Source organism: Tabrizicola sp. (assembly GCF_030373185.1).
In the GTDB taxonomy this organism is placed as follows: domain Bacteria; phylum Pseudomonadota; class Alphaproteobacteria; order Rhodobacterales; family Rhodobacteraceae; genus Tabrizicola.
Genome location: NZ_JAUCZH010000001.1, coordinates 17,419 through 43,639 on the forward strand (window position 1 = coordinate 17,419; position 26,221 = coordinate 43,639).

General features: G+C 62.4%; 28 protein-coding genes and 1 pseudogene. 24 read left to right on the forward strand and 5 right to left on the reverse strand.

From position 1 onward, the window contains the following. The first annotated feature begins 50 nt into the window (after window positions 1–50). The 20 genes and pseudogenes from QUV21_RS00105 to QUV21_RS00200 all read left to right on the forward strand — a co-directional run bounded on the left by QUV21_RS00105 (window position 51) and on the right by QUV21_RS00200 (window position 18,205). Complete coding sequence (locus tag QUV21_RS00105) at window positions 51–419, forward strand: hypothetical protein (protein ID WP_300852249.1); 369 nt, start codon at window positions 51–53, stop codon at window positions 417–419. Next, window positions 419–1,216: pseudogene (nuoE, locus tag QUV21_RS00110) on the forward strand (NADH-quinone oxidoreductase subunit NuoE); the annotation flags it as partial. The gene QUV21_RS00105 and the pseudogene nuoE, both read left to right, overlap by 1 nt. Window positions 1,217–1,282: 66 nt before the next feature. After that, window positions 1,283–1,966 carry an endonuclease gene (locus tag QUV21_RS00115; protein ID WP_300852250.1) on the forward strand — a complete coding sequence of 228 codons (684 nt, stop codon included), beginning with the start codon at window positions 1,283–1,285 and terminating at the stop codon, window positions 1,964–1,966. A 9-nt stretch (window positions 1,967–1,975) separates the two neighbouring features. Further along, entirely contained in the window at window positions 1,976–2,200 is a 225-nt protein-coding gene (locus QUV21_RS00120; protein ID WP_300852252.1) for a DUF5337 domain-containing protein, read from the forward strand. A gap of 10 nt (window positions 2,201–2,210) precedes the next feature. Further along, window positions 2,211–3,506: an NADH-quinone oxidoreductase subunit NuoF gene (gene nuoF / locus QUV21_RS00125; RefSeq protein WP_300852254.1), complete on the forward strand. Its 1,296-nt coding sequence runs from the start codon at window positions 2,211–2,213 to the stop codon at window positions 3,504–3,506. Continuing rightward, a complete protein-coding gene (locus QUV21_RS00130; protein ID WP_300852255.1) occupies window positions 3,506–3,754 on the forward strand; it encodes a hypothetical protein in 249 nt (82 codons plus the stop codon). The genes nuoF and QUV21_RS00130 overlap by 1 nt, the downstream gene beginning before the upstream one ends. Window positions 3,755–3,861: 107 nt before the next feature. Further along, on the forward strand, window positions 3,862–4,263 hold the full coding sequence (locus QUV21_RS00135) for a DUF5333 domain-containing protein (protein WP_300852257.1): 402 nt from the start codon (window positions 3,862–3,864) through the stop codon (window positions 4,261–4,263). Window positions 4,264–4,360: 97 nt separating this feature from the next. Then, window positions 4,361–6,394 carry an NADH-quinone oxidoreductase subunit NuoG gene (gene nuoG / locus QUV21_RS00140; protein WP_300852259.1) on the forward strand — a complete coding sequence of 678 codons (2,034 nt, stop codon included), beginning with the start codon at window positions 4,361–4,363 and terminating at the stop codon, window positions 6,392–6,394. A gap of 4 nt (window positions 6,395–6,398) precedes the next feature. Next, window positions 6,399–6,803 (forward strand): hypothetical protein, encoded by a 405-nt coding sequence (locus QUV21_RS00145; RefSeq protein WP_300852261.1) that lies wholly within the window; start codon window positions 6,399–6,401, stop codon window positions 6,801–6,803. A 15-nt stretch (window positions 6,804–6,818) separates the two neighbouring features. Continuing rightward, entirely contained in the window at window positions 6,819–7,856 is a 1,038-nt protein-coding gene (gene nuoH, locus QUV21_RS00150) for an NADH-quinone oxidoreductase subunit NuoH (protein ID WP_300852262.1), read from the forward strand. Window positions 7,857–7,859: 3 nt separating this feature from the next. Next, a complete protein-coding gene (nuoI, locus tag QUV21_RS00155) occupies window positions 7,860–8,354 on the forward strand; it encodes an NADH-quinone oxidoreductase subunit NuoI (RefSeq protein WP_300852264.1) in 495 nt (164 codons plus the stop codon). Beyond that, window positions 8,354–8,776, forward strand: coding sequence for a carboxymuconolactone decarboxylase family protein (locus QUV21_RS00160; protein ID WP_300852265.1), 423 nt, complete (start codon window positions 8,354–8,356; stop codon window positions 8,774–8,776). Before nuoI ends, QUV21_RS00160 begins: the two co-directional genes overlap by 1 nt. Continuing rightward, window positions 8,773–9,387 (forward strand): NADH-quinone oxidoreductase subunit J, encoded by a 615-nt coding sequence (locus QUV21_RS00165; RefSeq protein WP_300852267.1) that lies wholly within the window; start codon window positions 8,773–8,775, stop codon window positions 9,385–9,387. The genes QUV21_RS00160 and QUV21_RS00165 overlap by 4 nt, the downstream gene beginning before the upstream one ends. 82 nt (window positions 9,388–9,469) lie before the next feature. Next, window positions 9,470–9,775, forward strand: a complete 306-nt coding sequence (gene nuoK, locus QUV21_RS00170) for an NADH-quinone oxidoreductase subunit NuoK (protein WP_300852269.1) — start codon at window positions 9,470–9,472, stop codon at window positions 9,773–9,775. 5 nt (window positions 9,776–9,780) lie between these two features. Then, on the forward strand, window positions 9,781–11,925 hold the full coding sequence (nuoL, locus tag QUV21_RS00175; RefSeq protein ID WP_300852271.1) for an NADH-quinone oxidoreductase subunit L: 2,145 nt from the start codon (window positions 9,781–9,783) through the stop codon (window positions 11,923–11,925). A 15-nt stretch (window positions 11,926–11,940) separates the two neighbouring features. Beyond that, window positions 11,941–13,479 (forward strand): NADH-quinone oxidoreductase subunit M, encoded by a 1,539-nt coding sequence (locus tag QUV21_RS00180; protein WP_300852272.1) that lies wholly within the window; start codon window positions 11,941–11,943, stop codon window positions 13,477–13,479. A gap of 10 nt (window positions 13,480–13,489) precedes the next feature. Then, a complete protein-coding gene (gene nuoN / locus QUV21_RS00185) occupies window positions 13,490–14,926 on the forward strand; it encodes an NADH-quinone oxidoreductase subunit NuoN (RefSeq protein WP_300852273.1) in 1,437 nt (478 codons plus the stop codon). Then, window positions 14,916–15,668, forward strand: a complete 753-nt coding sequence (locus tag QUV21_RS00190) for a biotin--[acetyl-CoA-carboxylase] ligase (RefSeq protein WP_300852275.1) — start codon at window positions 14,916–14,918, stop codon at window positions 15,666–15,668. Before nuoN ends, QUV21_RS00190 begins: the two co-directional genes overlap by 11 nt. Before the next feature lie 90 nt (window positions 15,669–15,758). Next, window positions 15,759–16,532 carry a type III pantothenate kinase gene (locus QUV21_RS00195; RefSeq protein ID WP_300852277.1) on the forward strand — a complete coding sequence of 258 codons (774 nt, stop codon included), beginning with the start codon at window positions 15,759–15,761 and terminating at the stop codon, window positions 16,530–16,532. After that, window positions 16,529–18,205, forward strand: coding sequence for a ribonuclease J (locus tag QUV21_RS00200; RefSeq protein ID WP_300852279.1), 1,677 nt, complete (start codon window positions 16,529–16,531; stop codon window positions 18,203–18,205). The genes QUV21_RS00195 and QUV21_RS00200 overlap by 4 nt, the downstream gene beginning before the upstream one ends. A gap of 65 nt (window positions 18,206–18,270) precedes the next feature. Here QUV21_RS00200 and QUV21_RS00205 read toward each other — a convergent pair whose 3' ends face one another. Continuing rightward, a complete protein-coding gene (locus QUV21_RS00205) occupies window positions 18,271–19,905 on the reverse strand; it encodes a DEAD/DEAH box helicase (RefSeq protein WP_300852280.1) in 1,635 nt (544 codons plus the stop codon). A 221-nt stretch (window positions 19,906–20,126) separates the two neighbouring features. On the opposite strand from QUV21_RS00205, the gene QUV21_RS00210 reads away from it, so the two are divergent. Continuing rightward, window positions 20,127–20,531 (forward strand): hypothetical protein, encoded by a 405-nt coding sequence (locus tag QUV21_RS00210; protein ID WP_300852282.1) that lies wholly within the window; start codon window positions 20,127–20,129, stop codon window positions 20,529–20,531. On the opposite strand, the gene QUV21_RS00215 is transcribed toward QUV21_RS00210, so the two are convergent. After that, the gene (locus QUV21_RS00215; protein WP_300852283.1) at window positions 20,528–22,138 is read right to left on the reverse strand and encodes a peptide chain release factor 3; all 1,611 of its coding nucleotides are present in this window, start codon (window positions 22,136–22,138) and stop codon (window positions 20,528–20,530) included. The genes QUV21_RS00210 and QUV21_RS00215 overlap by 4 nt on opposite strands. Window positions 22,139–22,354: 216 nt before the next feature. Here QUV21_RS00215 and QUV21_RS00220 point away from each other — a divergent pair, with 216 nt between their 5' ends. Together QUV21_RS00220 and QUV21_RS00225 are read left to right on the forward strand one after the other, a co-directional pair. After that, window positions 22,355–23,131: an SDR family oxidoreductase gene (locus QUV21_RS00220; RefSeq protein ID WP_300853441.1), complete on the forward strand. Its 777-nt coding sequence runs from the start codon at window positions 22,355–22,357 to the stop codon at window positions 23,129–23,131. Window positions 23,132–23,188: 57 nt separating this feature from the next. Continuing rightward, entirely contained in the window at window positions 23,189–24,271 is a 1,083-nt protein-coding gene (locus QUV21_RS00225) for an ABC transporter ATP-binding protein (RefSeq protein ID WP_300853442.1), read from the forward strand. On the opposite strand, the gene QUV21_RS00230 is transcribed toward QUV21_RS00225, so the two are convergent. From QUV21_RS00230 to QUV21_RS00240, 3 genes are all read right to left on the reverse strand, one after another. Beyond that, on the reverse strand, window positions 24,268–25,002 hold the full coding sequence (locus tag QUV21_RS00230) for a YafY family protein (protein WP_366907283.1): 735 nt from the start codon (window positions 25,000–25,002) through the stop codon (window positions 24,268–24,270). The two genes, QUV21_RS00225 and QUV21_RS00230, sit on opposite strands and share 4 nt — an antisense overlap. After that, window positions 24,974–25,345: a hypothetical protein gene (locus QUV21_RS00235; protein ID WP_300852284.1), complete on the reverse strand. Its 372-nt coding sequence runs from the start codon at window positions 25,343–25,345 to the stop codon at window positions 24,974–24,976. The genes QUV21_RS00230 and QUV21_RS00235 overlap by 29 nt, the downstream gene beginning before the upstream one ends. Window positions 25,346–25,438: 93 nt before the next feature. After that, window positions 25,439–25,801 (reverse strand): HTH domain-containing protein, encoded by a 363-nt coding sequence (locus tag QUV21_RS00240; protein ID WP_300852285.1) that lies wholly within the window; start codon window positions 25,799–25,801, stop codon window positions 25,439–25,441. Between the two features lie 184 nt (window positions 25,802–25,985). Between QUV21_RS00240 and QUV21_RS00245 the strand changes: the two genes are divergently transcribed. Then, window positions 25,986–26,198, forward strand: a complete 213-nt coding sequence (locus QUV21_RS00245) for a twin-arginine translocase TatA/TatE family subunit (protein ID WP_300852287.1) — start codon at window positions 25,986–25,988, stop codon at window positions 26,196–26,198. Window positions 26,199–26,221: the final 23 nt, after the last annotated feature.

Genomic DNA, 26,221 nt, shown 5'->3' on the forward strand with positions numbered 1-26,221 from the left:
CTGCCGGGGGTCGCCCCTTTCCTGCCGCTTCTCCTTGCCGGGGGGCTGCAATGACACTGGCAACCCTTGTGACGGTCTGCGCGGTGATCACGGTGATGATTCTGGCCAGCCTTGCCTTTGCCTTCTGGTCGAATCCCGCGCGCGGGTTGGCCCAGACCACGCATCGGATCGAGCTTCTGCCCTTGGTCCTGGCCGACCGCTATATGGCCTTTGCCCTTTTGGCGATGGCGGTCCTGTTTCTGGGCGATCTGGCCTTGATGGCGGTTTTCTTCGCGGTCTGCGCCTTCATGGGCTTTGCCGATGGTCTGATTTATGCCCGGGCCGGGCATCCACATATGAAACACACGATCTCGGGGGTGTTGTCGGTGATTGCGCTGGGCGTGACACTGGCCGCCCTGATTGTCGAGAAGGGACTCTGATGCTGCGCCGCCTTCATCCCCATCAACCGGAAAGTTTTGCCTTTACCCCGGCCAATCTGGCCTGGGCCAAGGGTCAGATCAGCAAGTATCCCGAGGGTCGGCAGGCCAGCGCGATCATCCCGCTTCTTTGGCGCGCGCAGGAACAGGAAGGCTGGCTTTCCCGCCCGGCCATCGAACATGTCGCCGACATGCTTGGCATGGCCTATATCCGCGCGCTGGAAGTGGCGACGTTCTACTTCATGTTCCAGCTTCAGCCGGTGGGTTCGGTCGCGCATATCCAGATCTGCGGCACCACGTCCTGCATGATCTGCGGCGCCGAAGATCTGGTGGCCGTCTGCAAGGAACTTATCGCCAAGACTCCGCATACCCTTTCTGAGGACGGCAAGTTTTCGTGGGAAGAGGTTGAATGTCTGGGGGCCTGCGCAAATGCGCCGATGGCCCAGATCGGCAAAGATTATTACGAAGACCTGACCCCGGCTGGCCTGCGCAAGCTGATTGCGCGGTTCTCGACCGGTGAAGTGCCGGTTCCCGGCTCGGAAATCGGGCGCTACGCAGCTGAACCTGCGGGCGGGCTGACCTCGCTGACCGAGTTTGAAGCCGGGCGCAAGCCTTACAATGCCAGCGCGCAGCTGGCGGTCGACCTTGGCGATACGGTCAAGCGGATCGACGGCACCGAAGTGCCTTTGACGACACCATGGCTTGGCAAGGTGGCCAAGCCAGCCAAGGCACCGAAGGCGGCCCCCAAAACCAGTGAGAAAGCGGCCTCCAAGCCTGCGGCGACCAAGACACCAAAGGCATAAAGGAAGGACGACGCAAGACTGCAACAAGGCTCGCAAAGGGCGCCAGAGGGAGAGACACGGAAAATGCGCAAGGCAGAGAATGTGAATGCCCCTAATCTGTGGGGATGGGCCATCGGGGCCGCGGCCGGGCTTGTAGCTTTCGGCGTGCTGGTCATTGTTGGCAAGTTCGACCTTTTCCCCGCTGCGGCGATGGCCGCTGCCGTGGCTGGTGTGGCCGGGATGATTCTTGGCATGCCCTGGGGCGGTTCGGCACCCTCGGCGACGGCACCTTCCGTTAAGGATGTGGCCCCGGCAAAGCCTTCTGTGCAGGCGCAAGTGCCTCCTCAGCCAATGACCGAGGCTGTCGCGGCACCCGCCGCTGTCGTTTCCGCCCCTGTAGCGCAAGACACGCCGCCGCCGGTGGCAAAGCCCAAGGCGGCCAAGCCAGCTACCAAGCCCAAGGTGGCCAAGCCCGCAGCAATGGCAGAAGGTCCGCGGCGCCTGAATGCCCCGCGCAAGGGCAAGGCTGACGACCTCAAGGAAATCGAGGGCATCGGCCCGGCAATGGAAAAGCTGGCCAACAGCCTTGGATTCTACCACTTCGACCAGATCGCAGGATGGTCTGACGCCGATGTGGCGCTGGTCGATGCCGAGATGAAGGGCTTCAAGGGCCGGATCACCCGCGACAAATGGGTGGCTCAGGCCAAGATCATCGTTTCCGAAGGGCTTGAGGCGTTCCGTGAACGTGCCAAGACCAACAACTACTAAAGGCTGACCGTGCAAAAGCGCCCCGATCCCTCTGACCTTGCCCGCGCCCGTCAGGCGCGGCTGGTTGGCATCGTCCTTGCTGTGACGATGATCCTGTGGATGGGCGCGCAATGGCTGGGCAGTCGGTTCGCTTGGGAAACGCGCTTTGCGTTTCTTTTCGATTTCGTCGCATTGGCCGCATTCCTTTGGGCCATGGTCGTGACGTATCAGATCTGGCGTGGACGCCGGGGTTAGGAAGACTGTGATGCTCAAGGATCAGGACCGCATTTTCACCAACCTCTACGGGATGCATGACCGCAGCCTGAAGGGCGCCATGAAGCGCGGGCATTGGAATGGCACCGCCGAGATCATCAAGCGCGGCCGCGACACGATCATCGAGCAGGTCAAGGCATCCGGCCTGCGCGGGCGCGGCGGCGCGGGCTTCCCGACCGGGCTGAAGTGGTCGTTCATGCCCAAGCAGTCGGATGGGCGGCCTTCCTATCTGGTGATCAACGCCGACGAGTCGGAGCCTGGCACCTGCAAGGACCGGGAAATCATGCGCCACGATCCGCATACGCTGATCGAAGGCGCGCTGATCGCGTCTTTCGCGATGAACGCCAACGCCTGCTACATCTACATTCGCGGCGAATACATCCGCGAGCGTGAGGCGCTTCAGGCCGCGATTGACGAATGCTATGACGCCGGGATGCTGGGCAAGAACGCCGCGAAGTCGGGCTGGGACTTTGACCTTTACCTGCATCACGGGGCAGGGGCCTATATCTGCGGCGAGGAAACGGCGCTTCTGGAAAGCCTTGAAGGCAAGAAGGGCATGCCCCGAATGAAACCGCCCTTCCCGGCGGGGTCTGGCCTTTACGGCTGCCCGACCACGGTGAACAACGTCGAATCCATCGCCGTTGTCCCCACCATCCTGCGGCGCGGTGCGGACTGGTTTGCCAGCTTCGGTCGTCCGAACAACACCGGGACCAAGCTTTTCGGCATCTCGGGCCACGTCAACAACCCTTGCGTGGTCGAAGAGTCGATGTCGATCCCGCTGAAAGATCTGCTGGAACGGCATTGCGGCGGTGTCCGTGGTGGGTGGAAGAACATCAAGGCGGTCATCCCCGGCGGGTCATCGGTGCCATTGCTGACGCAGGCGCAATGCGATGACGCGATCATGGATTTCGACTGGCTGCGCGAACAGCGGTCGGGCCTTGGCACGGCGGCGGTTATCGTGATGGACCAGTCGACTGACGTTATCAAGGCGATCTGGCGGCTGTCCAAGTTCTACAAGCACGAAAGCTGCGGCCAGTGTACGCCCTGCCGCGAAGGCACCGGCTGGATGATGCGGGTGATGGACCGTCTGGTGCGCGGTGAGGCGGAGGTCGAGGAAATCGACATGCTGCTTTCCGTGACAAAGCAGGTCGAAGGTCACACCATCTGCGCACTTGGCGATGCGGCCGCATGGCCGATCCAGGGCCTGATCCGCGCCTTCCGCGATGAGATTGAGGACCGGATCAAGGCCAAGAAGACCGGCCGCGTCTCTGCGGTCGCGGCCGAGTGATGCGCGTGGCGCTGGCCCTTTCCCTGACGATTGCCCAAGGGGCCTGCGTGGCTGCGGTGCCTTCGGCACCCGCCACCTCTGGCCCGTTGCGCGTCTCGAACGGTGGCCAGCCTTTCGCGATGTGGGACGGAGCGGCTGCCCGCACGGCGGCTGATGCCAAGTGCGGGCCGAAGGGCGTGCGGTCCTCGATCTATGACCGCTTTGACCGGGCGACCGGTGAATGGGTCTATCCGGGGGGCTGCGCATGACCGGTTATGTCATGGCAAGTCACAAACCGCTGATCGGGCGGGTTTGTCATGGCATATCAAGGGGGTTCTCCCCCATCTCTGCGGCAGTTACAGCCAAGGAGACCATGATGAAACGCTTCACTCTGACGCTTGCTGCTCTTGTGATTGCCGCGCCTGCCTATGCGCTGATGCCAATCAACGAAGAACCGATGATCAACAATACCCTGTTGCAGGGCTTTATTGGTGACGCAATCGCCGACAATTGCCCCACGATAGAGCCTCGAAAACTGCGCGCGCTGGGTGAGTTGAACAAGTTGAGGGATTATGCCCTGAAGCAGGGCTACAGCGCGGCCGAAGTGCGCGCCTTTGTCACCGACAAGGCTGAAAAGGCGCGGGGCAAGGCTCTGGCCGCCGAATGGCTGAAGGAACGCGGGGCCGAACTGGGCAACCCGGACGCCTATTGCCGGATCGGTGAAGAGGAAATCGCCAAGGAAAGCCTGATCGGCTATCTTTTGAGGTCGACAAAGTGACCTTGGCAAAGACATATCGCCGGGCAGTTTGCTGCCCGGCAGGCAAGGGCGCAGAGGGGCCAGTCCCCATGTGCCGGAAGGACGGCGGAGCAAGGCCATGACCAACCTCAAGAAGATCAGCATCGACGGCATCGAGGTCGAGGTTGATGGCGCAATGACCATCATCCAGGCGGCGGAAGTGGCCGGGGTGGAAATCCCGCGCTTTTGCTACCACGAACGCCTGACCATCGCCGGGAACTGCCGGATGTGTCTGGTCGAGGTTGTGGGCGGCCCGCCCAAACCTGCGGCCTCCTGCGCGATGCAGGTCAAGGATCTGCGCCCCGGCGCGAATGGCGAGGCACCGCTGGTCAAGACGAAATCCCCCATGGTCAAGAAGGCGCGCGAAGGGGTGATGGAGTTTCTGCTGATCAACCACCCGCTGGATTGCCCGATCTGCGATCAGGGTGGCGAATGTGATCTTCAGGATCAGGCGATGGCTTACGGCGTGGACTTTTCGCGCTACCGCGAACCGAAGCGGGCGTCGGAAGACCTGAACCTTGGCCCCCTGGTCGCCACGACCATGACGCGCTGCATTTCCTGCACACGTTGCGTCCGGTTCACGTCCGAGGTTGCTGGCATCACCCAGATGGGCCAGACCGGGCGCGGCGAAGACAGCGAGATTACCAGCTATCTCAACATGACGCTGGATTCGAACCTGCAAGGCAACATCATCGACCTTTGCCCGGTGGGCGCGCTGACCTCGAAGCCCTACGCCTTTACCGCCCGCCCGTGGGAACTGACCAAGACTGAAACCATCGATGTGATGGACGCGCTGGGGTCGAACATCCGGGTTGATACCAAGGGCCGCGAAGTCATGCGCATCCTGCCGCGCAACCATGACGGCGTGAACGAGGAATGGATTTCCGACAAGACCCGCTTTGTCTGGGATGGCCTGCGCCGCCAGCGGCTTGACACGCCCTATGTCCGCGAAAACGGCAAGCTGCGGAAAGCTGGCTGGGGCGAGGCGCTGGAAATGGCCGCCGCCGCGATGAAGGGCAAGAAGGTTGCCGCACTGGTGGGCGATCTGGCCCCGGTGGAAGCCGTGTTCAGCCTGAAGCAACTGGTCGAAAGCCTTGGCGGCCATGTCGAATGCCGCACCGACGGCGCGCGGTTGCCGATCGGAAATCGGTCGGCCTATGTCGGGTCGGCCGCGATCGAAGACATCGACAGTGTGAAATCCATCGTGCTGATCGGTACCAACCCGCGGGTTGAAGCCCCGGTTCTGAACGCCCGGATCCGCAAGGCGTGGAGCCTCGGCGCCGATGTGGAGCTGGTGGGGCAGGCGGTTGACCTGACCTATGACTACACCCACGCCGGCACCGACCGCACCGCGCTTGCGGCGCTGGTGGAGGGCGCGAAGAAGACCGGGCCGGACGGCAAGGCTGGCCTCGTCATCGTCGGCCAAGGCGCGATCAATGAAGCCGATGGCGAAGCGGTTCTGGCCCAGGCCATGGCATTGTGTGATGCGTCGGGCGCGAAACTTCTGGTCCTGCACACCGCCGCCTCCCGCGTCGGGGCAATGGATGTGGGCGCGGTGACCGAAGGTGGCCTTGCGGCAGCAACCGACGGGGCCGAGGTGATCTACAACCTTGGCGCCGACGAAGTGGAAATCGCTGCCAGAGATTCGGGCGGCCCCTTCGTGATCTATCAGGGTAGCCACGGCGACCGGGGTGCCTCGCGCGCGGATATCATCCTGCCGGGTGCTGCCTGGACCGAAGAAAACGGGCTTTTCGTCAACACCGAGGGCCGCCCGCAACTGGCGCTGCGCGCCGGGTTCGCTCCGGGCGAGGCGAAGGAAAACTGGGCCATCCTGCGTGCGCTTTCGGCCGAACTGGGGGCGACCCTGCCTTGGGACAGTCTGGCCGCCTTGCGCTCGGCACTGGTCAAGGCCCATCCGCATCTTGGCCGGGTGGATGAAGTGGCTGCGAATGACTGGCTGGCCTTGGCGGTCAAGCCGCTGGGCAAGGCGGATTTCCGGAATGTGATCAAGGACTTCTACCTGACCAATCCGGTCGCGCGGGCGTCAACTGTCATGGCAGACCTGTCGGCCATGGCCAAGGCGCGGGCGGCACAGCCCCTTGCGGCGGAGTAGGCCCTTGCATCACCCTCTGACCCTGCTGGCCACCCTTGGCACCGCGACAGTGGCGCTCGGGGCTTGCACGCAAGGTGCAGAGGTGACAGAGGGTCGCGGCACGCCGGTCTATGACGGGATCTCGACGATCCTGCTCGACACGGACCTTGTCAGCGTCAGCGTCGCGATGCGTGGCGCGGCTGAAAAGTCGGATGTCGAGGCTTATGGCCGCTGTGCCGTTGCGCAATATGCGCTGGATCAGGGAAACGGGTTCGCACGGCATGTGCGGACCATCGTGAAGAAGGACGGGCGGACATGGGTTGGGGATGCGGTTTACCTCATCTCGGCCAGTCAGCCCGAGGGCCTGCGTACCATCGACACCAGATTGGCGGTGGCGGAATGTGCAGAGCTTGGAATACCGACGGTTTGAGGATGAGGGGCTGAGATGGACGGGTTTCTTTCCACGGGGTTCGGAACGGCGGTGCTGATTGCGGCGCAGGCCCTTCTGATCGTGGCATTCGTGATGATCAGCCTGCTGTTCCTTGTCTACGGCGACCGGAAGATCTGGGCCGCCGTGCAGATGCGGCGCGGCCCGAACGTGGTTGGGCCGTTCGGCCTTCTGCAATCGGTGGCCGATGCGCTGAAATATGTGGTCAAGGAAATCGTGATCCCGGCGGGTGTTGACCGCCCGGTGTTCTTCCTTGCGCCGATGCTGAGCTTCGTGCTGGCGATTCTGGCCTGGGCGGTGATCCCCTTTGATGATGGCTGGGTGCTGTCAAACATAAACGTGGCGCTTCTGTTCGTCTTCGCCGTTTCTTCGCTTGAGGTTTACGGCGTAATCATGGGCGGCTGGGCCTCGAACTCCAAATACGCGTTCCTCGGGTCGCTGCGGTCGGCGGCGCAGATGATTTCCTATGAAGTGTCGCTGGGCCTGATCATCATCGGCGTCATCATCTCGACCGGGGGCATGAACTTCTCGTCCATCGTCGCCGCGCAGGATGGGGACTGGGGTCTGTTCAACTGGTACTGGCTGCCGCATTTCCCGATGGTGTTCCTGTTCTTCATCAGCGCCCTGGCCGAAACCAACCGCCCGCCCTTCGACCTGCCGGAAGCGGAATCCGAACTCGTCGCCGGGTTCATGGTGGAATACTCCTCCACCCCCTACCTTCTGTTCATGGCCGGGGAATACATCGCCATCTTCCTGATGTGCGCGCTGATGAGCCTGTTGTTCTTCGGTGGCTGGCTGTCGCCCATCCCCGGGCTGGCCGATGGCTGGTGGTGGATGGTTGCCAAAATGTGGCTGTTCTTCTTCATGTTCGCCATGGTGAAGGCCATCGTCCCCCGCTACCGCTATGACCAGTTGATGCGGATCGGCTGGAAGGTCTTCCTGCCGCTGTCTCTGGGCTGGGTGGTTCTGGTGGCGTTTCTTGCAAAATTCGAAGTACTCGGCGGCTTCTGGGCGCGCTGGACCTTGGGGGGCTGACAGATGAGCAACATCGACTGGACCCGCGCCACGAAGTATTTCCTCCTGATGGACTTCATCAAGGGCTTCGGCCTTGGGATGAAATACTTCTTCGCGCCGAAAACCACGCTGAACTATCCGCACGAAAAGGGCCCGCTTTCCCCCCGCTTCCGGGGCGAACATGCGTTGCGCCGGTATCCGAACGGCGAGGAACGCTGCATCGCTTGCAAGCTGTGCGAAGCGGTCTGCCCGGCGCAAGCCATCACCATCGACGCCGAACCGCGCGAAGACGGCAGCCGCCGCACCACGCGCTATGACATTGACATGACCAAGTGCATCTATTGCGGCTTCTGCCAGGAGGCTTGCCCCGTGGACGCCATCGTCGAAGGCCCGAACTTCGAATTCTCGACCGAGACGCGGGAAGAGCTGTTCTACAACAAGGATAAACTCCTTGCGAACGGTGACCGCTGGGAAGCCGAGATTGCCCGCAACCTTGAAATTGATGCGCCGTACCGCTGATGACCGACGATTTCGCCAAGATGTTCGCCGCCATGATGGAGCAGGGGCAGAAGATGGCCAAGGCCTTTGCTCCGGCCATGGAAAACGTCGACGTGAAGGCCTTTGAAAAGATGTTCCCTGCGATGCCGAAGGAACTTCTGGAGATGTGGTTCGGCAAGACTTTCAACCCCGAAGGCCTTGATGCCCGCACCCGGTTTCTGGTGACCATCGCCGCGCAGACCGTGCTTGGCCCCCTGGGTGAGCCGCAACTGCGCATCACGATCAAGAACGCCCTTGCCGCCGGGGCCACCAAACGCGAGATCGCGGAAGTGATCTGGCAGATGTCGATGTTCGGCGGTGTGCCGGCGATGCAGAAGGCGCTGGAAATCGCGCAAGGCGTCTTTGCCGAGACCGATGAGAATTCTGGGGAGAAAGACGCATGACCGTCTTCGATTTTGCCTTTTATGCCTTCGCCTCGGTTACCGTGGCGGCGGGTCTGATGGTCACGATCAGCCGTAACCCGGTGCATTCGGTCCTGTGGCTGATCCTGACGTTCCTTTCGACCTCGGGGCTGTTCGTGCTTCTGGGGGCCGAATTCGTGGCGATGCTTCTGATCATCGTCTATGTGGGCGCGGTGGCGGTGCTGTTCCTTTTTGTCGTCATGATGCTGGATATCGACTTTGCCGCGCTCAAGGGTGAACTGGCGCGCTACATGCCCTTGGGGCTGCTGATCGGCGTTGTTCTGTTGATGCAGATCGCCATTGGCGTCGGCGTCTGGCAGGCCGCCCCGGAAGCCGAGGCTTTGCGCAAGGCCGTGGCCCCTGCCGCCGCTGATGTCGAGAACACCCGCGCCCTGGGCATGCTGCTTTATGACCGCTACTTCCTGTTGTTCCAGCTTTCGGGCCTGATCCTTCTGGTGGCGATGATCGGTGCAATCCTGCTGACCTTGCGGCACCGCAAGGATGTAAAGCGGCAGAACGTGCTGCAACAGATGTGGCGCGATCCGGCCAAGGCGATGGAACTTAAGGACGTGAAGCCGGGCCAAGGGCTGTGATCGGTGCGCTTCGGCGCACCTTGGGCAATCGGGGCGCAAGCCCGAAGGAATGAACGGGCTTTAGACCCGGAGGGAACGTGAGATGGTTGGACTTGAACATTACCTGACGGTGGCGGCGGCCTTGTTCGTCATCGGCATCTTCGGGATCTTCCTGAACCGCAAGAACGTGATCGTCATCCTGATGTCGATCGAGTTGATGCTCTTGGCGGTGAACATCAACCTTGTCGCCTTCTCATCTTTTGCCGGTGATCTGGTGGGGCAGGTCTTCACCATGTTCGTCCTGACCGTCGCCGCCGCCGAGGCCGCGATCGGCCTTGCCATCCTCGTCGTGTTCTTCCGCAACCGCGGCTCGATCGACGTGGAAGACGTGAACGTGATGAAAGGCTGACCCAGATGGCAACGATCATCCTTCTTGCGCCGCTGATCGGCGCCCTGATCTGCGGGTTCGGCTGGCGGTTGATCGGCGAGAAAGCCGGTCAGGTCATTGCGACCTCCTTCATCTTTCTTGCCGCAGCGCTGTCGTGGTGGATCTTCCTGACCTTTGACGGGGAGACCCAGCGGATCGTCCTGATGCGCTGGATCGAATCCGGCACGATGGGCAGCGAATGGGGCATCCGGCTTGACCGGCTGACCGCGATCATGCTGGTCGTGGTGAACTCGGTCTCCGCACTCGTCCACCTCTACAGCTTTGGCTACATGGCGCATGACGACAACTGGCATGAGGGGGAGCATTACAAGGCCCGCTTCTTTGCCTACCTGTCGTTCTTCACCTTCTCGATGCTGATGCTGGTGACGTCGGACAACCTGGTCCAGATGTTCTTCGGCTGGGAAGGCGTGGGCGTCGCGTCTTATCTTCTGATCGGGTTTTACTACCGCAAGCCCTCGGCCAATGCCGCCGCGATCAAGGCTTTCGTGGTCAACCGCGTTGGTGACTTCGGCTTTGCGCTTGGCATCTTCGCGCTGTTCTATCTGACAGACTCGATCCGCTTTGACGATGTCTTCGCCGCAGCCCCCGCGCTGGCCGACACGAACCTGCGCTTTCTCTGGGCCGATTGGAACGCAGCCAACCTGATCGCTGTCCTGCTGTTCATCGGGGCGATGGGCAAATCGGCGCAGCTTTTCCTGCACACATGGTTGCCGGACGCGATGGAAGGCCCGACCCCGGTGTCAGCTCTGATCCACGCCGCGACGATGGTGACGGCCGGGGTCTTCCTGGTCTGCCGCATGTCGCCGGTGATGGAATACGCGCCGGAAGCTATGACCTTTGTCACCGTCCTTGGCGCCACCACTGCCTTTGTGGCGGCGACGATCGGCCTTGTGCAGAACGACATCAAGCGCGTCATCGCCTATTCGACCATGTCCCAGCTTGGCTACATGTTCGTGGCTGCCGGGGTGGGTGTCTATTCGGTGGCGATGTTCCATCTGTTCACCCACGCCTTCTTCAAGGCGATGCTGTTTCTTGGTGCGGGCTCGGTGATCCATGCCACGCACCACGAACAGGACATGCGCAACTATGGCGGGCTGCGCAAGAAGATCCCCTATACCTTCTGGGCGATGATGATCGGCACGCTGGCCATCACCGGCGTCGGTATTCCGCTGACGCATTACGGTTTCGCCGGCTTCCTTTCGAAGGACGCCGTGATTGAAAGTGCCTTTGTCGGCAGCCAATACGCCTTCTGGCTGTTGGTGGTGGCGGCCTGCTTCACCAGCTTTTACAGCTGGCGGCTGATGTTCATGACCTTTTACGGCACCAGTCGCGCCACCGGTCATGGCCATGGCCACGACGCACACGGCCACCACGACCACCACCATGAACCGCATGAAAGCCCGCTTGTCATGCTGATCCCGCTGGGGGTTCTGGCCCTTGGCGCGGTGTTCTCGGGGATGCTTTGGTACAAGGTGTTCTTTGGCGACGAAACGGCCGTTCGCAACTGGTTCGGCATGGAAAGTTCTGCCGCGCATGGCGAGGTTGACCAAAGCCATGATGCCGCCGAGGGTGAGGCTGCGGCCACCGATACCCATGGCGGGACGGGGGCGGACGCTGCCACGGACACCGCCCACGCCGCCCCGGTTGCTGGCGTGGCCCCGAAGGGCGCCATCTTCATGCACCCCGACAACACCGTGTTGCATGATGCGCATTATGTCCCGGTCTGGGTCCGGCTTTCACCCTTCATAGCCATGCTGATCGGTCTGTTCACCGCGTGGCTGTTCTACATCCGCCGTCCCGACCTTCCCGGTCGTCTGGCGGCACAGCATCGGCCACTTTACCTGTTCCTCCTGAACAAGTGGTATTTCGACGAGCTGTACGACTGGGTCATCGTCCGCCCTGCAAAATGGCTGGGCAACTTCCTGTGGAAGCGCGGCGATGGTGACGTGATTGATGGCTCGCTCAACGGGGTGGCGATGGGGATCATTCCCTTCTTCACCCGACTCGCAGGCCGTGCGCAGTCCGGCTACCTGTTTCACTACGCCTTCGCGATGGTGCTGGGGATCGTCATTCTGGTGACCTGGATGACGCTTTTCGGCGGCGCGAAGTAAGGGGCGCACGGAATTATGGAAAACCAGCTTCTCTCGATCATCACTTTCCTGCCGCTGGTCGCGGCGATCATCCTTGCGCTGTTCATGCGCGGTGATGATGCGGCGGCCCGGCAGGGGGCAAAGTGGCTTGCGCTGTTCACCACCTCGGCGACCTTCCTGATCTCGCTCTTCGTCCTCTTGCGGTTTGACCCGTCGAACACCGGCTTTCAGTTCGTGGAAGACCGGCAGTGGATCATGGGACTGAGCTACAAGATGGGGGTCGACGGGATCTCGATCCTGTTCGTGATGCTGACGACCTTCCTGATGCCGATCACGATCTATTCTTGCTGGAATGTCGAGACGCGGGTGAAGGAATACATGATTGCCTTCCTTGTGCTTGAAACGCTGATGCTGGGCGTGTTCTGCGCGCTGGATCTGGTGCTGTTCTACCTGTTCTTCGAGGCAGGGCTGATCCCGATGTTCCTGATCATCGGCATCTGGGGCGGCAAGGACCGGATCTATGCGGCCTTCAAGTTCTTCCTTTATACCTTCCTTGGGTCGGTCCTGATGCTGGTCGCGATGATCGCGATGTATTTCGACGCCGGCACCACCGATATCGTCGACCTTCTGGTGCATGACTTCGGGTCCGAGACGTTCAGCCTGTTGGGCGTTCAGGTTGTGGGCGGCTTGCAGACGATGCTGTTCCTTGCCTTCTTTGCCAGCTTCGCGGTGAAGATGCCGATGTGGCCGGTGCATACATGGCTGCCCGACGCGCACGTTCAGGCGCCGACCGCGGGGTCGGTCGTGCTGGCGGCGATCCTGTTGAAGATGGGCGGCTACGGTTTCCTGCGCTTTTCGTTGCCGATGTTCCCGGTCGGGTCGGATGTAATGGCGCCGCTGGTGCTGTGGATGTCGGCGATTGCGATTGTCTATACCAGCCTCGTGGCGCTTGCGCAGACCGACATGAAGAAGTTGATCGCCTATTCGTCCGTCGCCCACATGGGCTATGTGACCATGGGGATATTTGCCGCCAACCAGCAAGGCATTGACGGCGCGATCTTCCAGATGCTGTCGCACGGCTTCATCTCGGGTGCCTTGTTCCTTTGCGTCGGCGTGATCTATGACCGGATGCACACCCGCGACATCGACGCCTATGGTGGCCTTGTGACCCGGATGCCGGCCTATGCGCTGGTCTTCATGTTCTTCACCATGGCGAACGTCGGATTGCCCGGCACTTCGGGCTTTGTCGGTGAATTCCTGACGCTGATGGGCATTTTCCAGGTCAACACCTGGGTTGCGGCTGTGGCGACTTCGGGTGTGATCCTGTCGGCGTCCTATGCGCTGTGGCTCTATCGGCGAGTCGTCTTCGGCGACCTGATCAAAGAGGCGCTGCGCTCGATCACTGACATGGACCGCCGCGAGCGGATTATCTTCGCGCCCCTGATCGCGATGACCCTGATCCTTGGCGTCTATCCCAGCCTTGTGACCGATATCATCGGGCCTTCCGTGACGGCCCTTGTTTCCGACTACAATGCCGCGCTGCCCGCCGATGGCGCGCAGTTGGCCCTGCACTGAGGTTCCGCCGATGACGTCCGCAGATTTCCAGACCCTTCTGCCCGAGATCGTGCTGAGCGGTTATGCCATGGCCGCGCTGATGGTCGGGGTCTACACGACCAAGGACAAGCTGGCCCCGGCACTGGTCTGGGCGACGGCGGGGCTGTTCGTGGCGCTGGCGCTTTACATCGGAGCTGGTGGCAGCGGTGAGCGTGTGGTCTTTGGTGGCCTGTTCGTCGATGATCCATTCGCCCGTTTTGCCAAGGTCACGATCCTTCTGGCCGCCGCTGCCGTCCTGGTGATGGGGCAGGATTATATGGTCCGGCGCGACCTTCTGCGCTTTGAATACCCGATCCTGATCGCGCTGGCGGTTGTCGGGATGATGGTCATGGTCTCATCTGCCGACCTGATGACGCTTTACATGGGGCTGGAACTGCAATCCCTGTCGCTTTACGTCGTGGCCTCGCTGCGGCGTGACAGTGCGAAATCTTCCGAGGCGGGCCTGAAGTACTTTGTCCTTGGCGCGCTGTCGTCGGGGCTTCTGCTTTATGGCGCCTCGCTGGTTTACGGCTATTCCGGCACCACGCAGTTTGCGGGCATCCTGTCCACGGTGAAGGATGGCGTGCCACTGGGCCTTCTGTTCGGCCTTGTGTTCATGCTGGCGGGGCTGGCGTTCAAGGTCAGTGCCGCGCCCTTCCATATGTGGACGCCGGATGTCTACGAAGGCTCGCCCACGCCGGTCACGGCATTCTTCGCTACCGCCCCCAAGGTCGCCGCCATGGCGCTTATCGCGCGGCTGGTGCATGATGCGTTCGGCGGCGTTCCGGGCCAGTGGGGTCAGGTGCTTGCCGGTCTTGCCGTAGCCTCGATGGCCCTTGGTGCCGTGGCTGCCATCGGCCAGAAGGACATCAAGCGCCTGATGGCCTATTCCTCCATCGCCCATATGGGCTATGCGCTGATCGGCCTCTCCGTTGGCACCGCCTACGGTGTTCAGGCGACGATGATCTACATGGCGATCTATGTGACGATGAATGTCGGAACCTTCGCCTTCATCCTGTCGATGGAACGCAACGGCCGCCCGGTCAGCGACATCGCCAGCCTCAACCAGTTTGCCAAGGTGGAACCGCTCAAGGCTCTTGCGATGCTTGTCTTGTTGTTCAGCCTTGCCGGTGTGCCGCCGATGCTGGGGTTTTTCGGCAAGTTCTATGTCCTGAAGGCTGCGGTTGATGCGGGGATGGTCTGGCTGGCAGTCGTTGGTGCGGTGGCGTCGGTGATCGGTGCCTTCTACTATCTGCGGCTGGTCTACTTCATGTATTTCGGCGCAGAACAGGAACCGGCCGAAAGCCGGATGGCCCCGGTGCAATGGGTCATGCTGATGGCTGTGGCGGCGATCATGCTGGTCGGTGTGATCAACCTGTTCGGCATCGAACCCGCGGCCGCCACTGCGGCCCAAGCGCTTGTCCGCTGAGTCGCACCAATGGGCAGGGCGTCTCGCCCTGTCCGAGATTGACAGCACCAACGCCGAAGGCTTCCGCCGGGCCGCTACCCTGGACGGTCCGACGTGGATCGTGGCGGGCTTTCAGACCGCAGGCCGGGGCCGTCGGTCAAGGCCGTGGGAAAGCCCGCGTGGAAATTTCCACGCAACCCTTGTGCTGAAGCCGCAAGAGCCACCCGAGGCTGTCGCGCTCCGCTCATTCGCCGCTGCACTAGCGCTGCGTGACGCGTGCGCAAGGCTGACCGGTCTTTCTGACAGCTTCACCCTGAAATGGCCGAACGACGTCTTGCTGAACGGAGGCAAGTTGGCCGGGATACTGCTGGAAAGCGCGGGCCTTGGCACCGCAAACCCGGTCCTGTGCATCGGCATCGGCGTCAACCTCATCGCCGCCCCGGACGCGTCGCTTGTGGAACCCGGCGCGGTCCCCCCGGTCTCACTTCTGCATGAGACCGGTCACCGCATCACGCCCGAGGCGTTCTTGGATGCCCTCGCCCCCGCCTATGCTGCGTGGGAGGCGATCTTCCAGACCGAAGGTTTCGCCCCGCTGCGCGCCGGATGGCTTGCCCATGCCGCCCGCAAGGGAGAAATCATCCGCGCCCGTACCGGAACCGAGACCCGTGAAGGCATCTTCGAAAGCATCGACGCCACCGGCAACCTGATCCTGCGCACCGTGACCGGAACCCTTGCCATTCCCGCTGCCGAGGTGTTCTTTTGATCCCGCCCAAGGCTTTCTCTTCTCGAAATATCCCACGGGGGTCCGGGGGTGTGAAACCCCCGGTCCGCCGCCAACCGTAAAGCGCGCGCCATGCTTCTCGCCATCGACTGCGGCAATACCAACACGGTCTTTTCCATCTGGAACGGCACCAGCTTCATCGCCACCTGGCGTATCGCGACCGACCACAAACGCACGGCGGATGAATATTTCGTCTGGCTCTCCAGCCTGATGATGCTGACCAAGACCGAGGCGCATGTGACGGCTGCGATCATCTCCTCCACCGTGCCGCGCGTGGTATTCAATCTGCGCGTCCTCTGTGACCGCTATTTCGGCTGCCGCCCTTTGGTGGTGGGCAAACCCGAGTGTCGGCTGCCCGTCGCGCCACGGGTCGATCAGGGAACCACGGTCGGGCCGGACCGGTTGGTCAATACCGTCGCCGGGCATGATCGGCATGGCGGCGACCTGATCATCGTCGATTTCGGCACTGCCACCACCTTTGACGTCGTTGACCACGATGGCGCCTATGTTGGCGGGGTCATTGCGCCCGGCGTCAACCTGTCGCTGGAGGCGCTGCACAACGCCGCTGCCGCCTTGCCGCATATCGACGTTGCAAAGCCCGACCGGGTGATCGGCACAAATACGGTGGCCTGCATGCAGTCCGGCGTGTATTGGGGCTATGTCGGGCTGGTCGAAGGCATCGTGCGCGAGGTTCGCCGCGAACGCGACCGCCCCATGAAAGTGATTGCGACCGGGGGCCTCGCCTCTCTGTTCGCACAAGGAACCGCGCTATTTCATTCCATCGAGGATGACCTGACGATGCATGGCCTCGTCCTGATCAACGATTACAACAAGGAAACCGCATGACTGTGAACCGCCTGATCTACCTTCCCCTCGGCGGCGCCGGAGAGATCGGCATGAACGCTTACGTCTACGGCTATGGTCCGGCAGGCAAGGAACGGCTGATCCTGGTGGATCTGGGCGTGACCTTTCCCGATATGGATACCTCGCCCGGGGTGGATCTGATCTTGCCCGATGTCAGCTGGCTTGAGGCGCGGGTTGACCGGCTGGAAGCGATCTTCATCACCCATGCCCATGAAGACCACATCGGCGCGATCGGGCGGCTGTGGCCGAAGCTGAAAAAGAAGATCTACTGCCGTCGCTTCACCGCCACCATCGGGCGGCTGAAGTTCGAGGAAACCGGCCTGCCGACCGATCAGATCGTGACTGTCGAACCCCGCCCCGCCACGGTCGAGGCCGGGCCGTTCAAGGTTCAGTTCGTGCCGGTGTCGCATTCGATTCCCGAAAGCTCGGCCTTGGTGATCGACACGCCCGCAGGCCGCATTTTCCACACGGCGGATTTCAAGATCGACCACAACCCGGTGGTGGGCGAAGCCTGGGATGATGCCCGCATTGCCGAGATTGTCGCGGAACGCCCGGTCAAGGCGATGATGTGCGATTCGACCAACGTCTTTTCCAATCACGAAGGCCGGTCCGAGAGCACGCTTGGCCCGGCGCTGACCGAGCTGATCAAGGGCGCCTCCGGCATGGTGGCGGCCACGACCTTCGGGTCGAACGTCGCGCGGCTCAAGACCCTGGCAGAAGCCGCCCGTGCAGCGGACCGCACGATCTGCGTTCTGGGCCGGTCGATGAAGAAGATGATTGCCGCGGGGGAAGAGGCGGGCGTTCTGTCCGGTTTTCCCCGCACCATCGGCCCCGAAGAGGCGCTGGAGGTGCCGCGCAAGAACCTGATGCTCCTGGTCACCGGCAGTCAGGGCGAACGCCGCGCGGCCTCGGCGCAGCTGAGCCGGGGCAAGTATCTGGGCATCCAGATGAAGGAAGGCGACACGTTCCTCTTTTCGTCCAAGACCATCCCCGGCAATGAGCGCGAGGTGCTGCGGGTCTGGAATGCCTATTCGGAAATGGGCGTCAACGTCATTGATGACGCGGGTGGCAAGTATCACGTCTCGGGTCACGCCAACCGGCCGGACCTTGAACATGTCCACCGTCTTGTGCTGCCCGATATGCTGATCCCGATGCATGGCGAACACCGGCATCTGCGCGAACATGCCCGCATCGCAACCGAAGCCGGGATCGCGGCGCAGGTGGCGACGAACGGCATGATGATCGACCTGACCGGCGATGTGCCGGAAGTGGCCGAATATGTGGAAACCGGGCGGGTCTATCTGGACGGCACGGCCCTTGTCGGCGCGCTGGACGGCGTGGTGCGCGACCGGATCCGCATGGCGTTGAACGGACATGCACTGGTCACGGTGATGCTGGACGAAAACGATCAGCCGATGGGGGAGCCATGGGTCGAATTGATGGGTCTGCCCGCCAAGGGCCGGGGCGACCGCGTGCTGGCCGAGACGATCGAAGCTGATCTGGCCGAATTCATCGACCGTGCAGGTAAGAAACTTCTGAAGGACGACAAGAAGCTGGAAGATGAGATCCGCAAGGTTCTGCGTCAGGTCGCGATGGAAGAGATCGGCAAGAAGCCCGAAGTGACCGTGGTGATCAGCCGCCTGATGGCGGAGTGATCTTGCTGCCGGAATGACAAAGGCCCCGACTTTCGTCGGGGCCTTTTGCATTGCATCAGGTCGGCTTAGCCTTCGGTGCCGGTCGCGGGTTCATCCACCTCGTCGGAGGCGGAAGGCTTGATGGCAAAGCTGCGCAGGATGAAATCCGGTACATGGTCGCCCATGCCCACGACGGAAGGCCCAAGATCCCGGTCGCGGCGATAGTCGCGGCGATCTTCGCGCGGGGCGTCGCGGGGCGCATCACGCCGGTCATCGCGGCGCTCTTCCCGAGGCTCGCGCCGGTCATTGCGGCGATTTTCCGTCCGTTCGGGCCGGGCTTCGCGTTCCGGCCGTGCTTCCGGCTTTGGTTCGGACCGCACTGGGCGGACGTCCTCGACAGCGGCTTCCGGCTTTGGCGCAACCACGACGGGTTCCATCGCGGCCACCTCGTCATGCGGCTTTGGCGCGCGGTCGCGATCGCGGCCCCGCGGGCTGCGCTCGCGGTCCCGCCCACGCCCGCTGCGCTCTTCGCGCGGACGTTCGGGCCGGTCTTCTCCCGCGTCCGGCACATAACCCTCGGGCAGGGTGCCGCGCGGAATTTCCATTTTCACCAGACTTTCGATGGCCTTGAGGTATTTTTCATCCGACGGCACCGAGATCGTGAAGGCCTTGCCCAGACGCCCGGCCCGGCCGGTCCGGCCGATGCGGTGGACGTAATCTTCCGGGTGCGACGGCACGTCAAAGTTGAACACATGACTGACGGCCGGAATATCGAGCCCCCGCGCGGCCACGTCCGAGGCGACCAGCAGGTGAAGCGAGCCATCGCGGAAGGCATCCAGCGTCTTCATGCGCTGCGACTGCTCCAGATCGCCATGGATAGGGGCGGCGTTGAAACCATGCGATTTCAACGATTTCGCCACCACATCCACATCCATCTTGCGATTGCAGAAGATGATCGCGTTGGTGCAAGCCTCACCCTCGGCCCGGATCAGGGCGCGCAGGACCGAGCGCTTTTCGCCAAAGCTGCGATCCTTGCGGGCCGGCTTCACCTCGATCAACGCCTGCGTGATGGTCAGCGACGCCGTCGCCTGCCGCGCAACCTCGATCTTGGCCGGGTTGGTCAGGAAGGTGTTGGTGATCCGCTCGATCTCGGGTGCCATGGTGGCGCTGTAGAACATCGTCTGGCGGGTGAAGGGGGTCAGCTGGAAGATGCGTTCGATATCGGGGATGAACCCCATGTCGAGCATCCGGTCAGCTTCATCGACGACCATGATCTGCACGCCGGTCAAGAGAAGTTTGCCGCGCTCGAAATGGTCCAGAAGCCGACCCGGCGTGGCAATCAGCACATCAACCCCACGGTCTATCAGCTTGTCCTGTTCCCCGAAGGAAACCCCGCCGATCAAGAGCGCCTTGGTCAGCTTGGTGTGCTTGGCGTAGATGTCGAAGTTCTCGGCCACCTGGGCGGCCAGTTCACGCGTCGGTGCCAGCACAAGGCTGCGCGGCATCCGGGCGCGGGCGCGGCCCTGACCCAGAAGCGTGATCATCGGCAGCGTGAAGCTGGCGGTCTTGCCGGTGCCGGTCTGGGCAATCCCCAACACATCGCGCCCTTGCAGCGCATGCGGGATCGCCTGTTCCTGAATCGGGGTCGGGGTTTCGTAGCCGGCTTCGGAAACGGCCTGAAGTACGCGCGGGTCAAGCGCGAGGTCGGAAAATCTGGTCATAAGCGTCCTATGGATGCGGTATCGGACCGCATGAATGATGGGACGCTAGTTTCCGGGCGCCCCGGCGTCTCGGCCCCAATGGCCGCGCCTCGCGATAGCTGAAAAGTGGCGAGGGGTCAAGGCATGCACCGGCTGCCTTGGTTTTTCACCCGAACTCTGTTAAGATTTCGGCCATTCAGACGATGCCAATTTTTGCTCGCTCACCTAATTGCAGGTGCATCATGAAGATATTTCTCCTGTTTGCCGTGTTGGTGGTCATCATGGGTCAGTCGTCGCATGCCGACCACGGCGGATGTGACCCGGAAGACTGCCGGACCGAGTTTCGACTGTCATCGACATCTGATCTGAGAAAATACGGAATCCTGATCGTGGCACCCAAGGACGGCTGCCATCGCATGCGATTTCGGGTTCAGGGTGAGAGCGAGGTCTGGCTTGGCCACACGCCCCCTTTGGGTCCAGGTGAACTTGCCGTCGTGCGCATGGGTCTTGGGTTCCCGCCCGGAGACCACGTTCTGACCATCACGGCCGTCGGTTGCGATGCGTTTCCGGCAACGCTGCGGCGCGTGACCCTTGCAAAGTTCTCGCCAGATCATGGTTGGCGCGCGGCGATGGCCGGCGGGGGCTAGACCATCATCTCCTTGGTGGCCGTCAGCTTTACTGCCGGATAGTCTCGGGTGACACGGTCGATATCCCATTGCAGCCGGGTCAGGAAAACAAGGTCGCCATCGCTGTCATGGGCGATATGGCCCTTGTTGATGCTGACCAGCTTTTCGATCTCGGCCTTGTCGCCGGAAATCCATCGGGCCGAGGTAAAGTTGGACCCTTCAAACCGGACAGGCAGCGAGTATTCCTGTTCGATCCGGCTGGCCAGCACATCGAATTGCAGCGCCCCCACGACGCCGACGATATAGCCCGAGCCGATCATCGGCTTGAAAACCTTTGCTGCGCCTTCTTCGGCAAACTGGGTCAGGGCCTTCTCCAGATGCTTGGCCTTCATCGGGTCCATCGCGCGCACGGTCTGTAGCAGTTCGGGCGCGAAGGACGGGATGCCGGTGAAGCGCAGAGCCTCGCCTTCGGTCAACGCGTCACCGATCCGAAGTTGCCCATGGTTGGGAATACCGATGATGTCACCGGCCCAGGCCTCTTCGGCCAGTTCGCGGTCGGCGGCAAGGAACAGGACCGGGCTTGCAATGGTCATCGGCTTTTTTGACCGGACGTGAAACAGCTTCATCCCGCGTTCGAAATGGCCCGAGGCAAGGCGGACAAAAGCCACCCGGTCGCGGTGTTTCGGGTCCATGTTGGCCTGCACCTTGAACACAAAGCCGGTGACCGGGGTTTCGCTGGAGTAGACCAGGCGTTCTGCGGCCTTTTGTGGCTGGGGTTCGGGGCCATATTCGCCGATGCCGTCCATGAGTTCCTTCACCCCGAACGAGTTGATGGCTGACCCGAACCAGATCGGGGTCATCGAGCCGTTCAGAAAGGCCGCACGGTCAAAGGCGGGCAGCAATTCGCGCGCCATTTCAAGTTCTTCGTGGAACTTCTGCAACAGTTCGGCCGGGATATGTTCAGCCAGTTTGGGATCATCCACACCGCTGATCTGGATCGATTCCGCCACCTTGTTGCGGTCGGCGCGGTCCATGATTTCCAGCCGGTCGTGGAGCAGGTCATAGGCCCCGACAAAGTCTCGCCCGACGCCGATCGGCCAACTGGCAGGCGTCACGTCGATCGCGAGGTTTTCCTGAATCTCGTCGATGATCTCGAAAACATCGCGGGATTCGCGGTCCATCTTGTTGCAAAAGGTCAGGATCGGCAGGTCGCGCAGCCGGCAAACCTCAAACAGTTTGCGGGTCTGGCTTTCCACGCCCTTGGCCCCGTCGATGACCATGATCGCGGCATCAACGGCGGTGAGGGTGCGGTAGGTGTCTTCGGAAAAGTCCGAGTGGCCGGGCGTGTCGACCAGATTGAACCGGTAATGCCGGAAATCGAAGGACATGGCGCTGGCGGAAACCGAGATCCCGCGCTCTTGCTCCAGCTTCATGAAATCTGACCGCGTGCGCCGGGCATCGCCCTTGGCCCGGACCTGACCGGCCATCTGGATTGCGCCGCCAAACAGCAGGAACTTTTCGGTCAGCGTGGTCTTGCCGGCGTCGGGGTGCGAGATGATCGCAAAGGTCCGGCGTCTGCGGATTTCAGGATTGGCAGTTTCGGCGGAAAGGGGGGCATGGTGCGACATGGCCGTCCTATAGGATGTGCTGCGATCCGCCGCAACGAAAAGCGCTGAGCGTTGAAGGGCCGGGATTTGGACAAGCCGCCGAGTTTTAATGAGCGCCCGTTCCGGGCGCACACCACTTGTCTTACCTCTGCGCGCAACCGGCGCGGATATGCGCTCTGCGCGGCCTTGTTCCTGCGTCGGGCGCTGCTAGGCTTGCCGCAAAGAGGAGAGATGGCGATGGATCTGGGGATCAGGGGAAAGCGGGCGCTGGTTTGTGCGTCGTCCAAAGGGTTGGGGCGGGGCTGTGCCGAGGCTTTGGCCGAAGCAGGGGTCGATCTGGTGATGAACGCCCGCGGGGTCGAAGCGCTTGAGGCGACGGCGGCGGACATCCGGGCGCGGTGTCAGGTCAGTGTGGTCACTGTGGCCGGGGACATCACCTCTGAGCCAGGCCGGGCGGCGGTGCTGGCGCATGGGCCGTTTGACATTCTGGTGACCAACGCAGGCGGACCGCCGCCGGGGATGTGGTCGGACTGGGGGCGTGAGGATTTCATCAAGGCGCTGGATGCCAACATGCTGACGCCGATTGCGCTGATGCAGGCGGTTTTGCCGGGGATGATGGCGCAGGGCTGGGGGCGGGTGGTCAACATCACCAGCGTTTCGGTGAAGGCTCCGGTCCCGGTCCTTGGCCTGTCGAACGCGGCCCGGGCGGGGCTGACGGGGTTTGTTGCGGGGACGGCGCGACAGGTGGCGGGAAAAGGGGTGACGATCAATAACCTCTTGCCGGGAATCCACGCCACGGACCGGGCGATTGCGCTGGATGGGGCCGTGGTCAAGGCGAGGGGAATCAGTATGGAGGACGCGATTGCCGAGCGTGCCGCGACCATTCCAGCGGGGCGCTATGGCACAGCGGGCGAGTTTGGTGCCGCCTGCGCTTTTCTATGTTCCCAGCACGCGGGGTTCATCGTGGGGCAGAATGTGCTTCTGGATGGCGGCGCGACCAATACGACCATGTAACCTTGAAGCGCAGGGGCGGCACTGGTAGGGAAAGCCTGAGAAAATCGCTTGAGTTTCATGCCCGACGCCACACCCCTACGCCTTGAGGTTTCACATCTGAGCCGCGCTTTCGGGGGGCGGTCAGTGGTGGATGATGTGTCCCTTGCGGTGGCGGCGGGGCAGGTGACCTGCCTTCTTGGGCCGTCTGGTTGCGGTAAATCCACCACCTTGCGCATGATTGCGGGGGTGGAGCGGGCCGATAGTGGCGAGGTTCGGATCGATGGCCGTCTGGTCGCCGGGCCGGGGGTGCATCTGCCGCCAGAGCAACGCTCGGTCGGGCTGATGTTTCAGGATTTCGCGCTGTTTCCGCATCTGACAGTGGCCGAAAACGTGGGTTTCGGTCTGCGGGTAGATCGGGCCGAAAAGACGAGGCGGGTGGGTGAGCTTCTTGAAAGGGTAGACCTTTCGGGATTTGGCCCGAAGCATCCGCACCAGCTTTCAGGTGGCGAGCAGCAGCGGGTCGCATTGGCCCGTGCGCTGGCACCCCGGCCTCGGGTCATGCTGATGGATGAGCCGTTTTCCGGGCTCGACAACCGGCTGCGCGACGGTATCCGTGACCGGACGCTGGAACTGTTGAAAGAGGAAGGCACCGGGGTCTTGCTGGTCACGCATGAGCCGGATGAGGCGATGCGCATGGCCGATGAGATTGCCCTGATGCGGGCCGGAAAGATCGTGCAGCGGGGCGCGCCCTATAACGTCTACAATGCGCCGGTCGACAAGGCCGCGGCGGCGTTTTTCAGCGATATCAACGTGATCCGCGGCACGTCTCGTGGGGCGCTGACAGAAACCCCGTTTGGGGCCTTTCTGACGCCCGGCCATGCCGATGGCGGCGCGGTCGAGATCGTGATCCGCCCGCAGCATCTGCGGATCGACTTTGACCGGGGCGGCAAGGGGCCGCATCCGACGCCCGAAGACGGCACTCCGGCGCGGGGAACCGTCTTGCGCAGCCGCTATCTGGGGCGCGAAAGTCTGGTGGATTTCGCGATGGATTTTGAAGGGGCGAAGCTGACAGCTTCGGTGCCGGGGGTGTTCCTGCCAAAGCCCGGCACGGTGCTTTGGCTGATGATCCGGCGGGATCGGTGCTTTGTGTTCGGCGTCTAGGGCGCAACCATCGCGCGCCAGTCGGCAAGGCTGCGGCCCGGCTCGTCAGGGAAGATGTCACCAGTCGGGACAAGACGGTCAAATCTGTCCACCCGGAAGCTGCGGAAATCACCGCGCGTTTCGCACCAACTGGCCAACGTCCAGACCCGGCCCCAGAATTCCAGGCCCAAGGGGCGGATCAGCCGGGTTGTCGCTGCGCCCTTGGTGTCACGGTAGCTGACCCGCAGGCGCTCACGCAGCCGGATCGCGCGGCGCAGGCTCGGCAGGTGGCGGGCTGCGGCCATCGCTTCTTCGCCGGGAAAGACCCAGGTGTCCTGGCCTGCATCGGCCATCAGCCGGGCGGGCAACACAGCAGCGATCTTGCCGTGAAGTGAGGCTGCTGCCCCGGCAAGCGAGGGATCGGCCCCTTTGGTCACCAGTTGCAGGCCCAGCGTCAGGGCCAGCACCTCGTCCGGGGTAAGGGTCAGAGGCGGCAGATTGATCGGCTCGCGCAGGATGTATCCGACCCCGCGTTCGCCCTCGACCGGAAGGCCCGATGCCACAAGCGTGGCCATGTCACGCCAGATGGTGCGGACCGACACTTCCAATACACCGGCCATGTCGCGGGCGGTGTGCAGCCGCCCGTCGCGCAGGATCTGGATCAGGTCGAAGAGGCGGTCGGTGCGGCGCATGGCGGCAAGGTGCAGGTGGCGCGGGCTTCGGTCAATCCATCTGCCACAGAACCGGATCATGGCGCATCTCGACCGTCTGCCCGTCGATGAGCGCCATGAAGGGGCCGAATGCCGGGTTGGCCATCATGGCATCTGCCCCCGTCATCGCCGCTGCCGTTGAGGACCAAAGGACGTGGTCCGTCCAGACCCCGGCATCGCTGCGGGTCAGCGTGCGGCCAAGAAAACCGTTCTGGCTGCGCAGCGGATCTTCGGTGCCAGCGGCTGCGGCAAGAAAATCTGCCTCAGTTGCGCCGGCGACAAGGCGGAAGGTGACGATCTCCATTACCCTGCCATCGCCGCCTGCTCGGGCAGAGTCAGCAGGGGAAAACAGGATCATCACGGCAAGGGCTGGCAAAAGGCGCATCGTCATCTCCATTCGTTGTGATGGAGGTCTTCTGACATGGTCCAACTGACAACACCCTGTCAGCAGTCTTTCGGTGGCAGGTGGGTCTGGGGATCAACCGTCCCTGGGGTCCGGGTCGATCCCGGTCTGCGGCAAAAGGGTCGCCACCTTGTAAAGCAGGCTTCGGGCTGCCTTGGCGCGGGGGTTGCCGTCCTGACCGACATGGCGCAGGCCTTCGACAAGGGCCTCCAGCTCCTCGGGGGTCAGCATGGTCGGTGGCAACACCAGGGGCGAGCGCAGGATGTAGCCCAGACCCCTTTCGCCTTCGACCGGCAGGCCGGTAGCGGCCAGCATCTCCATGTCGCGCCAGATCGTGCGGGTGGACACCCCCAGTCCGCAGGCCAGTTCTGCCGCCGTGTGCAGCCGCCCGTCACGCAGGACTTGAACGATGTCGAAAAGGCGGGCGTCGCGTTTCATTGGCGGGTCTTGCGGCTTTCAGGGTGGGTAGGGCCGGCGATTTTGCCGGGCCTACTGACAAAATACTGTCAGTAGAATGCACCGCGCAAGCAGCTTTGCCCTTGGAACCCGCCGTCGACCAGCCCTATTTTGCGGCAGTAACGGAATCCGCCCCGTGATCGGGGCCATGGATGGAGTGGTTCGCATGCTTAACAATATCGGTTTACCCGGCATTCTCCTGATTGCGGTTGTCCTTTTGGTCCTGTTCGGTCGGGGCAAGGTCAGCTCGTTGATGGGGGAGGTGGGCAAGGGCATTACCGCCTTCAAGAAGGGCGTGAACGAAAGCACGGCCGAGATCGACGAGGCCAAGGCCGAAGCCGCCAAGGACGTGACGCCCGCCGAGAAGGACAAGGTCTGACCGTCTGACGCGCGTTCGGGGGA

What these genes read in the sequence shown, in the direction of transcription:
- QUV21_RS00240 (WP_300852285.1), bottom strand. Translation starts at nt 25,801, where the DNA reads ATGAAACGCGACGCCCGCCTTTTCGACATCGTTCAAGTCCTGCGTGAC.
- QUV21_RS00105 (WP_300852249.1), top strand. Translation starts at nt 51, where the DNA reads ATGACACTGGCAACCCTTGTGACGGTCTGCGCGGTGATCACGGTGATG.
- QUV21_RS00235 (WP_300852284.1), bottom strand. Translation starts at nt 25,345, where the DNA reads ATGCGCCTTTTGCCAGCCCTTGCCGTGATGATCCTGTTTTCCCCTGCT.
- QUV21_RS00205 (WP_300852280.1), bottom strand. Translation starts at nt 19,905, where the DNA reads ATGACCAGATTTTCCGACCTCGCGCTTGACCCGCGCGTACTTCAGGCC.
- QUV21_RS00115 (WP_300852250.1), top strand. Translation starts at nt 1,283, where the DNA reads ATGCGCAAGGCAGAGAATGTGAATGCCCCTAATCTGTGGGGATGGGCC.
- QUV21_RS00180 (WP_300852272.1), top strand. Translation starts at nt 11,941, where the DNA reads ATGGAAAACCAGCTTCTCTCGATCATCACTTTCCTGCCGCTGGTCGCG.
- QUV21_RS00210 (WP_300852282.1), top strand. Translation starts at nt 20,127, where the DNA reads ATGAAGATATTTCTCCTGTTTGCCGTGTTGGTGGTCATCATGGGTCAG.
- nuoN (WP_300852273.1), top strand. Translation starts at nt 13,490, where the DNA reads ATGACGTCCGCAGATTTCCAGACCCTTCTGCCCGAGATCGTGCTGAGC.
- QUV21_RS00245 (WP_300852287.1), top strand. Translation starts at nt 25,986, where the DNA reads ATGCTTAACAATATCGGTTTACCCGGCATTCTCCTGATTGCGGTTGTC.
- QUV21_RS00135 (WP_300852257.1), top strand. Translation starts at nt 3,862, where the DNA reads ATGAAACGCTTCACTCTGACGCTTGCTGCTCTTGTGATTGCCGCGCCT.
- nuoG (WP_300852259.1), top strand. Translation starts at nt 4,361, where the DNA reads ATGACCAACCTCAAGAAGATCAGCATCGACGGCATCGAGGTCGAGGTT.
- QUV21_RS00195 (WP_300852277.1), top strand. Translation starts at nt 15,759, where the DNA reads ATGCTTCTCGCCATCGACTGCGGCAATACCAACACGGTCTTTTCCATC.
- nuoF (WP_300852254.1), top strand. Translation starts at nt 2,211, where the DNA reads ATGCTCAAGGATCAGGACCGCATTTTCACCAACCTCTACGGGATGCAT.
- QUV21_RS00215 (WP_300852283.1), bottom strand. Translation starts at nt 22,138, where the DNA reads ATGTCGCACCATGCCCCCCTTTCCGCCGAAACTGCCAATCCTGAAATC.
- QUV21_RS00220 (WP_300853441.1), top strand. Translation starts at nt 22,355, where the DNA reads ATGGATCTGGGGATCAGGGGAAAGCGGGCGCTGGTTTGTGCGTCGTCC.
- nuoK (WP_300852269.1), top strand. Translation starts at nt 9,470, where the DNA reads ATGGTTGGACTTGAACATTACCTGACGGTGGCGGCGGCCTTGTTCGTC.
- QUV21_RS00225 (WP_300853442.1), top strand. Translation starts at nt 23,189, where the DNA reads ATGCCCGACGCCACACCCCTACGCCTTGAGGTTTCACATCTGAGCCGC.
- nuoH (WP_300852262.1), top strand. Translation starts at nt 6,819, where the DNA reads ATGGACGGGTTTCTTTCCACGGGGTTCGGAACGGCGGTGCTGATTGCG.
- QUV21_RS00165 (WP_300852267.1), top strand. Translation starts at nt 8,773, where the DNA reads ATGACCGTCTTCGATTTTGCCTTTTATGCCTTCGCCTCGGTTACCGTG.
- QUV21_RS00200 (WP_300852279.1), top strand. Translation starts at nt 16,529, where the DNA reads ATGACTGTGAACCGCCTGATCTACCTTCCCCTCGGCGGCGCCGGAGAG.
- nuoL (WP_300852271.1), top strand. Translation starts at nt 9,781, where the DNA reads ATGGCAACGATCATCCTTCTTGCGCCGCTGATCGGCGCCCTGATCTGC.
- QUV21_RS00160 (WP_300852265.1), top strand. Translation starts at nt 8,354, where the DNA reads ATGACCGACGATTTCGCCAAGATGTTCGCCGCCATGATGGAGCAGGGG.
- QUV21_RS00230 (WP_366907283.1), bottom strand. Translation starts at nt 25,002, where the DNA reads ATGATCCGGTTCTGTGGCAGATGGATTGACCGAAGCCCGCGCCACCTG.
- QUV21_RS00130 (WP_300852255.1), top strand. Translation starts at nt 3,506, where the DNA reads ATGCGCGTGGCGCTGGCCCTTTCCCTGACGATTGCCCAAGGGGCCTGC.
- nuoI (WP_300852264.1), top strand. Translation starts at nt 7,860, where the DNA reads ATGAGCAACATCGACTGGACCCGCGCCACGAAGTATTTCCTCCTGATG.